8 protein-coding genes are annotated in these 8,355 nt (G+C 41.2%); 6 read left to right on the plus strand and 2 right to left on the minus strand.

Annotated elements, in window-relative coordinates:
* From FTT94_RS15715 to FTT94_RS15730, 4 genes are all read left to right on the plus strand, one after another.
* The coding region (locus FTT94_RS15715) for a zinc ribbon domain-containing protein (protein WP_179994364.1) at window positions 1-110 on the plus strand (110 nt) is incomplete at its 5' end.
* Window positions 111-223: 113 nt separating this feature from the next.
* Complete coding sequence (gene purE, locus FTT94_RS15720) at window positions 224-736, plus strand: 5-(carboxyamino)imidazole ribonucleotide mutase (protein WP_078189531.1); 513 nt, start codon at window positions 224-226, stop codon at window positions 734-736.
* A 16-nt stretch (window positions 737-752) separates the two neighbouring features.
* Complete coding sequence (locus FTT94_RS15725) at window positions 753-1,874, plus strand: 5-(carboxyamino)imidazole ribonucleotide synthase (protein ID WP_180107301.1); 1,122 nt, start codon at window positions 753-755, stop codon at window positions 1,872-1,874.
* A gap of 728 nt (window positions 1,875-2,602) precedes the next feature.
* Entirely contained in the window at window positions 2,603-3,889 is a 1,287-nt protein-coding gene (locus FTT94_RS15730; protein WP_180163445.1) for a lytic murein transglycosylase, read from the plus strand.
* Between the two features lie 56 nt (window positions 3,890-3,945).
* Here the strand turns inward: FTT94_RS15730 and FTT94_RS15735 are convergent, their stop codons facing one another.
* A complete protein-coding gene (locus FTT94_RS15735) occupies window positions 3,946-5,073 on the minus strand; it encodes an anhydro-N-acetylmuramic acid kinase (RefSeq protein WP_180050960.1) in 1,128 nt (375 codons plus the stop codon).
* 63 nt (window positions 5,074-5,136) lie between these two features.
* On the opposite strand from FTT94_RS15735, the gene tyrS reads away from it, so the two are divergent.
* Complete coding sequence (tyrS, locus tag FTT94_RS15740; RefSeq protein ID WP_171262600.1) at window positions 5,137-6,369, plus strand: tyrosine--tRNA ligase; 1,233 nt, start codon at window positions 5,137-5,139, stop codon at window positions 6,367-6,369.
* Window positions 6,370-6,862: 493 nt separating this feature from the next.
* Here tyrS and FTT94_RS15745 read toward each other — a convergent pair whose 3' ends face one another.
* A complete protein-coding gene (locus FTT94_RS15745) occupies window positions 6,863-7,504 on the minus strand; it encodes a YitT family protein (protein WP_180064153.1) in 642 nt (213 codons plus the stop codon).
* 225 nt (window positions 7,505-7,729) lie between these two features.
* On the opposite strand from FTT94_RS15745, the gene FTT94_RS15750 reads away from it, so the two are divergent.
* Complete coding sequence (locus FTT94_RS15750) at window positions 7,730-8,002, plus strand: hypothetical protein (protein ID WP_111886092.1); 273 nt, start codon at window positions 7,730-7,732, stop codon at window positions 8,000-8,002.
* The last annotated feature ends 353 nt before the right edge of the window (window positions 8,003-8,355 follow it).

Raw genomic sequence — 8,355 nt, forward strand, 5'->3', positions numbered from 1 at the left:
AATGGGAGTGCATGAGCTGTGGTACAGCTCATGATCGAGATATAAACTCAGCTCTAAACATTCTTGCGCTTGGGCATAAGCGTCTAGCTGTAGGAATCACCCTCTTTTAAGGGGGGGAGGATGTCAATGAGATGAATTTTCAGTCTATAATACGGGGCTCTTATTAAAGCTTGGCTCTAGTCGAGATTTACTCTCTCTTACTTTAATCTCTGGAAACATTGCAATGAATGCGGCCGCTTCACAAGACACTCCTCTCGTTGGAATTATCATGGGTTCTCAATCGGATTGGGCAACGCTAGAAAACACTGCCAATATGCTCAAACAGCTTGGCGTCCCATTTGAAGCGGAAGTAGTATCTGCACACCGAACTCCAGATCGATTATTCGAATATGCCGAAACCGCACGTGATCGTGGTATTCAAGTAATTATTGCCGGTGCTGGCGGCGCAGCACATTTACCAGGCATGTGTGCAGCCAAGACTGATTTGCCTGTACTCGGCGTACCGGTAAAATCATCGATTCTAAATGGTGTTGATTCACTGCTTTCAATTGTACAAATGCCTGCAGGGATTGCTGTCGGTACTTTGGCGATTGGCCCAGCGGGTGCAACCAATGCGGCGATCATGGCTGCACAAATTTTAGGTTTAACACGGCCTGAAATCGCAAAAAATGTTGCAGATTTCCGTGCTGCGCAAACCGATAAAGTGGCGAGTAAAAATATTCCGGGTCAAGCTTAATTAAGGGGCATTTCTCATGGATAAAACCATTGGTATTTTTGGTGGTGGCCAGCTTGGTCGCATGATGGCGCAAGCGGCATTGCCTTTAAACATTCAATGCACCTTCTTTGAAGCGAGTACCGACTGCCCTTCTGCAGCGCTGGGTCCAGTGATTTCGACTCAAGCTGAAAATGGTTTGCAAGATTTCATTCAGAGCGCAGATGTTTTCAGCTTAGAGTTTGAAAATACTCCGCTGGCAGATGTTGATGTGCTGACCAAGAACAAAGCACTGCACCCGCCGCGTCAAGCTTTAGCGGTTGCACAGCATCGTTTGTCTGAAAAAGCCTTGTTTGATGAGTTGGCCATTCCCGTTGCACCGTATAAGGCCGTAACGTCTTTAGAGAGCTTAGAAACTGCTGTTGCGGAGCTGGGCTTACCGATCGTGCTGAAAACATCGCGTGGCGGTTATGACGGTAAAGGTCAATTTGTGCTACGTAGCGCTGAGCAAATGGATCAAGCATGGGCTGAACTAGGCCCTGCAGGTGAATTGATCGCGGAAAGCTTTGTAACCTTCTCACGTGAAGTCTCAATCATTGCGGTGCGTGGTCAAGATGGTGATGTGAAAACATGGCCATTGGCGGAAAACCACCACCACAACGGCATTTTGTCGCATTCGATTGTGCCTGCACCAAACAGTGCAGACTTACAACCAGTTGCGCAAGATTACATTACTCGCCTGCTCAATCATTTGAATTATGTCGGTGTTTTGACGCTAGAGCTTTTTGTGACGGATAAAGGCTTATATGCCAATGAGATGGCGCCACGTGTGCATAACTCGGGGCATTGGTCGATTGAAGGCGCAGTGTGTTCACAATTTGAAAACCATATTCGTGCTGTAGCAGGTCTACCTTTGGGTTCGACTGAAGTTGTTCGTCCAACGGTCATGGTAAACATCATTGGTCAACATCCGAAATCTGAAGATGTATTGGCACTGAATGGCGCGCATTTGCATCTGTATAACAAAACAGAGCGTGAAGGTCGCAAAATCGGTCACATCACTTTAATGCCGAACGATACCGCTGAATTAACAGCTTTATGTCGTGCTTTGGCGAAAATTTTGCCGAATCCACTGGCACTTAGCGAAGATATGACCATTTAAACCTGAGTTTGAATGATAAAAAAGCGGTCATGCACATGGCCGCTTTTTTTATCGCTGTAGTTCGGGCATCATTGCGCCTCTTTGCAAAATCACACCGCTTATCGGTGAAACGATAAGAAACTATGGATCATAAAGTGTTCGTTCGTTTATAAATATTCTGCGTTAATCTTCGTATGATTTTTTGTGTATCAATAGCCTGTGATGTGTGTGAATCAAAATCAAAAATAACCAAAGCGTTTTGAATTTAAATTGTGTTTTTGAATTCAAACTATGAATTTGAATTCAAAAAATCCTATACCAAAAGCAATGAATTCAAAGTTTATGAATTCAAATTTGAAAAAATGAATTCATTTCGCTGTGTTTAAATTTAAAATTTGAATTTAAAAGTTGCTCAGACTTATTGGATCTATAGGGAGTGTATTTTAAAACCTATAATATTTTGATTATTAATAATAAAAATAAATTTTTACCCCATTTTGCATTTGTGGGTAATTTTTTATGCGCCTAATTTATTTTAAATTTAAAAGTTTTGAATTTAAATTTAAACCGGTGTTTGGTTTCTAATGAATTTAAAGTTGGGTTGTGGATAACTGCTTTTGAATTCAAATTTTAAAAATGAATTTAAATAAGTAGAAATTATGAATTTAAATTTACGTTTTGAACCTTTAACTTTTGCTTTGAGCTGCTATTGTTAAAGCAACAATTTAAATTCAAAAAAGATCTAGGGTATGAAGCATCACTTAGGATTTGTTTTCGGGACTGCTTTATTGGCAATAACTCAGGCAAATGCCGAGTTGATTATTAATGGTCAGTCTGTCAATGCGTCGAGCATGCCTACAACAAGCAGCATTTCACCACAAAATAACTTTCAAGGTTGTTTAGCCAATTTGCGCTCGCAAGCAATGAATGCTGGTGTGAGTGCATCCACTTATGATCGCTATACACAAAATTTAACACCTGATTATTCTGTGATTGAAAAGCTCAACTATCAGCCTGAGTTTTCAACTCCGATTTGGGACTATCTGTCCGGTCTGGTAGATGAAGAGCGTGTACAACTGGGTCAGCAGAAATTGGCGCAGCATCGTGATGTATTAAACCGTGTCGCAGCGGCTTATGGTGTGCCTGCTGAAACCGTGGTCGCGGTTTGGGGTGTGGAGAGTAATTTTGGTGATATTGCGGGTAGCTATCCTTTATTACAGTCATTGGGCACTTTAAGTTGTGAAGGACGCCGTCAAAGCTATTTCCGTGGCGAGTTTTTTGCAGCCATGCGGATTTTGCAGCGTGGTGATTTAAATGAATCACAATTGAAAGGTTCGTGGGCAGGTGCATTTGGTCATACCCAATTTATGCCGAGTACTTATGAAGAACTGGCCGTGGATTTTGATGGTGATGGCCGCCGTGATTTGGTATCGAGCACCACGGATGCGTTGGCATCTACAGCCAACTTCCTGAAAAAGCGTGGTTGGCAAACTGGTCAGCCGTGGGGCTTTGAAGTCAAAATTCCGGATGGCATGTCGATCAGTGGAGAAAGTCGCCGTAATAAAAAGTCATTAGACAGCTGGATGAATCGTGGTTTGCAGCGTGCCGATGGTACGCCGTTAATTCAAGGTAACCTTTCTGGATCAAGCCAAGCAGGTTTAATGGCACCGGCTGGGGCAAGTGGGCCTGTGTTCTTAGTGTTTAAAAATTTCGATGCAATCTACAGCTATAATGCGGCAGAGAGTTATGCATTAGCGATTGCGCATTTATCCGATCGCTTGCAAGGCAAGGGTGGCTTTAGTACGACATGGCCAACCGATGATCCTGGGACTTCACGTGCGGAACGACGTGAGATTCAACAATTTTTACTTAACCGCGGCTATGACATCGGTAAAGTGGATGGATTAATTGGAGATAAAACCCGTCAAGCCATTCGACAAGAGCAAAATCGACTGGGTTTAAGTCCAACAGGTCGGGCGGGACAGCAGATTTTACGGGCATTTCGTAATGAAAATGCGAAAAATATGATGCGTTAATTCATCAATAATAAAAAGGTCTGCAATTGCAGACCTTTTTTATATGTTTTTGACTCTTAAACCGCAGTGATTGTACCTAAGATACGATAGCCAGCAGCACCCGTCACACTTGGTAAATTTGCACTAAGCTGATTGACAAAGCGCATCGCCAACCAAGCAAAGGCTGTGGCTTCCACCCATGTTGGGCTTAAGCCTAAATCTGCGGTACTTTGCACCGTCCATTCATGTTTACGTAAACGCCAGCGCAGTTGCTCTAATAGGTGCGAATTGTATGCACCACCACCACAGACATAGACTTCACCAGTATCCATATCAGAACGGTAAATGGCTTTTTTAATGGCGCGTGTGGTGAGTTTCATTAAGGTTGCTTGAATGTTTTCTGGCGTATCTTCGAGTTCGTCATATTCGAGATCTCCACGCCAATCGAGAATCTGTTCATCTAACCATTCTAGATTGAAGTCTTCACGACCTGTGCTTTTAGGTGGTTCCTTAGAGAAAAACTCATGCGCTTGTAAGCGGTCGAGCAGACTGCGAATAGGTTGACCATAAGCTGCCCAGTTGCCATTTTCATCATAGGGCTGACCAGTATAACGTTCGCACCAAGCATCCATTAAAATGTTGGCAGGGCCTGTATCAAAGCCATAGACATCTTCAGGTTTGCCTGCAGGTAACATGCTGACATTGGCAATTCCGCCCAAGTTTAAAATCACACGGTGAATAGTATCATGTTGGAAAAGCGCTTGATGAAACGCAGGAACTAAAGGTGCGCCTTGACCGCCTGCAGCCATATCACGGCGGCGGAAGTCTGAAATCACCGGGATTTTAGTGAGTTCGGTGATAATGTTTGGGTCGCCAATTTGTAGGGTAAAACCATGTTCAGGGCGATGACGGATGGTTTGTCCATGCGAGCCAATCGCCTTGATTTGACTACGATCTAGCTCATTCTTCTCGATCAACTCATTGATGCCATGACCGATCATTTGAGCTAAAGCAACGTCTGCCTTACCCATGCGATCAATTTCGTTATCATCAGGCAAGGTGAGGGCCATCAGTTCATCACGAAGGTCTGGGTCAAAGGGAAGTGTGAGCGTCGCATGAATCTCTAAAGGATCAAAAGAAGCAGCAACAATATCGACACCATCCATGCTCGTGCCGGTCATTACCCCAATGTAGATCGCTGTCATGATGATTCTTAAGCCTGCAATGTGCTGAAAAAGTGTTAGTATATCGCACAAATTGTATAACTGATCTATTTGGATTTTGTGATGTCAAATTTCCTGCCGGCTGAAGAACAACTTGCCCTCATCCAACGAGGCACACATGAGATTATTTCTGAAGAAGATCTTCTTAAGAAATTAAAGCAGAATCGCCCATTAAAAATTAAAGCGGGTTTTGACCCGACTGCACCTGATTTACATTTAGGTCATACGGTTCTGATTAATAAATTAAAAGTTTTCCAAGATTTAGGTCATGAAGTTTACTTCCTGATTGGTGACTATACAGCCATGATCGGTGACCCAACGGGTAAGAGCGCTACGCGTCCACCGTTGTCACGTGAAAAAGTTTTAGAAAATGCTAAAACTTATCAAGAACAAGTGTTTAAGATTCTTGATCCTGCGAAAACTAAAGTTGTGTTTAACTCAGAGTGGTTTGGTCAAAAAACTGCTGCTGACTTGATTCAGTTGGCTTCACAGCAAACTGTGGCACGTATGTTGGAACGTGATGACTTCACTAAACGTTATAACAGCCATCAACCAATTGCGATTCACGAATTTTTATATCCATTGGTGCAAGGTTATGACTCAGTTGCGCTAGAAGCGGATGTAGAGTTGGGTGGTACAGACCAAACCTTTAACTTGCTGATGGGTCGTACATTACAAAGCCGTTATGATCAAGAATCTCAAGTGTGCATTACTGTGCCAATTCTTGAAGGTTTAGATGGCGTAAATAAAATGTCTAAATCTTTGGGTAACTATATTGCCGTATTTGATGCACCGGGTGCGATGTACCAAAAAGTGCTTTCAATGCCAGATGATTTGATCGAACGTTACTTTGACTTGTTGAGCTTTAAATCGATTGAAGAAATTCAACAGTTGCTTAAAGAAGTGGCTGAAGGTCGTAATCCACAAGAAGTGAAGAAAATTCTTGCACTTGAATTGGTTGAGCGTTTCCATGGCGCAGAAGCTGCGGCAAATGCGCACAAAGGTGCAGGCAACTTGATTACTGAAGGTGAACTTCCAGAAGGTACACCAGAAGTGACTATTTCTCGTGGCGCATTTGGTGGTGAGATTTTCATTACTTCTATTTTGCGTGAAGCGGGTTTGACTAAAAATGCAGCTCAAGCAAAAGATGCAATTGGTCGTGGTGCAGTGAAAGTGGATTGGGAAGTGGTTGATGCAGGTTATGCTGTGTCAGAAAACAAAACTTTGATTATCCAAGCGAGCAAAAAAGCGATCGCAAAAGTAACTTTTACCGACTAATAAATTCTTGAATTTTTAGTTAAGTTATTGAATTAAAAGCAGGCTTCGGCCTGCTTTTTTTTACCAATTAATATATTAATAATATAAATAAGCAAATTCAAAAAAAACCTTATAAAAACAACACTTAAATTTTTCCAAATGTGTTGCATTTCTTGAATTTTATGTATAAGATTTATTCATCTAGAGAGATATATACCATCTAGAGGGTACATAACGATAACTCCACTTTTTATAAGTCTCTTCCCCAAGGGACTCTTTTTTTAGTGAGTTAACAAATAACTATAATAACTACACGATGGATCGACTAAAGATTCAATTCTAAGGGAAAGATTTTGGGAGAGATCTTTCCCTTTTTTATTTGTAAAATTGAGCTATTCCTTTCAAAAATCACATTCATTTCTGTATTAAAGACTTTAATCGCGCCAGAAAAAAAGCCCGATTCAATCGAGCTTTAAAATGTCTTTACTCAGATAGATGTTCATGGAGCTTGGTTTTAGGGCTTAGAGCCAAATTGAATGAAGCTTAATTTAGGTAAAATCCGCTTGACTAAAGTCCCCACTAAAAGTGCGGTAATAATGGTGCCTTCACGTACTCCGATGACTTGATGTAAGACCAGCCAACTACTGATAACTGCAATACTGACCAAGAGAATGTCGCCATAGGTCTTACAATTGCCAAAATCAAGGCGATAACGAACAGCAATGGCTTGATAGAGGCCTTCTGCGGCCAAGAAGACTAGACTGGCTTTGACCACTAAGCTCACACCTAAAGCAGTAATCAGGCAACTTGCCAAGCAAGCCAGGAGTTGAAGTGGGTAACTTTCTATGCTCCAGCCTTGGGTCAGCCACATTAAACCGTCAATAAATGCACCAAACAAAATTCCCACGGGTAATTGCAGCCACTGTATCCATTGAAAGCGTGATTTTAAGATCAGCATTTGCAGCAGGATCATGACGATATGCATTAATACTGTTAATGTGCCGACGGTGAGAGGAAAGATATAGCTAAAGCTATAGGGCACCGAGGAAATAGGGGATGTCCCTAAATTTGAATGTATAGAGAGTACGACACCAAAAGCCAAAAATCCTAATCCGCCTAATAGTAAGAATAAGCGTGGAAAAAACTGTGTTGGCATCCTGCACCTAAAAAATAAAAAGAGTGTACGTAAAACGCAGCCTGCGCTCTATGCGTCTAAAGCCCAAAAATAGTGGCTTTTTATGACTGTGATCGTTAATAGTGATTATTCAAATAAAATAGGCTGTATTTTTATCAGCAAAAATGACTAAGCATGTAATTAAAATGATTTTTGCAAAAACAGGCCTTATGGAACAATGGTCAAAAATCAAAAAAGAGCAACAACATGGCGTATTACAATACCGATAATCATGATGAACAGATTGATCGAATCTTGAGATATTTATTTGATCACCAAACCACACAGTATAAGCGAGCATTATTTTGTGAGGCGCAGCAACAATTACATGATTTGGATATCGCAGCACAGTACCAACTATTTGCATTGGTACGAGAACAACTCCCTCGACGTGCCAAGCTGCTATTTTCTGCCGAGGATTTCCGTGGAAAGCAACAAGTCATCTTGGAAGTCATGCAACATTTAGCATTTGAACGTTAAAAAATGCTTGGAAATATAAAAATGCACGCAAAAAAATGTCTATAAAGCTTGAATAGGTGTGATGACAGAAAAAAATGATGTGCTTTGAGGAAGAAAAGTAGACTAATGATCAATAAATAATCAAAGCTACTTTTATTAGATTTAAAAGCGCTGAAAAAGATTTGCTAGATATAAGAAATTTACTTAATTAAATATCGACTATTTGCTAAAAATTTATAAAAAATGCCTCTGTACACGACAAATTTCATAGGATCCTTGTCCTATCAGGCTTTTTCTTTCTTAAAATTGCTAGCACTTTCTTAAATTCTTCTTTTTTTCCAAAACCAATCAAACGTAGAATAGCCATTTGAACA

The sequence above is a fragment of the Acinetobacter sp. YH12027 genome (genome assembly GCF_013420085.1).
GTDB lineage: Bacteria > Pseudomonadota > Gammaproteobacteria > Pseudomonadales > Moraxellaceae > Acinetobacter > Acinetobacter amyesii.

What these genes read in the sequence shown, in the direction of transcription:
- FTT94_RS15730 (WP_180163445.1), top strand. Translation starts at nt 2,603, where the DNA reads ATGAAGCATCACTTAGGATTTGTTTTCGGGACTGCTTTATTGGCAATA.
- FTT94_RS15750 (WP_111886092.1), top strand. Translation starts at nt 7,730, where the DNA reads ATGGCGTATTACAATACCGATAATCATGATGAACAGATTGATCGAATC.
- purE (WP_078189531.1), top strand. Translation starts at nt 224, where the DNA reads ATGAATGCGGCCGCTTCACAAGACACTCCTCTCGTTGGAATTATCATG.
- FTT94_RS15745 (WP_180064153.1), bottom strand. Translation starts at nt 7,504, where the DNA reads ATGCCAACACAGTTTTTTCCACGCTTATTCTTACTATTAGGCGGATTA.
- FTT94_RS15725 (WP_180107301.1), top strand. Translation starts at nt 753, where the DNA reads ATGGATAAAACCATTGGTATTTTTGGTGGTGGCCAGCTTGGTCGCATG.
- FTT94_RS15735 (WP_180050960.1), bottom strand. Translation starts at nt 5,073, where the DNA reads ATGACAGCGATCTACATTGGGGTAATGACCGGCACGAGCATGGATGGT.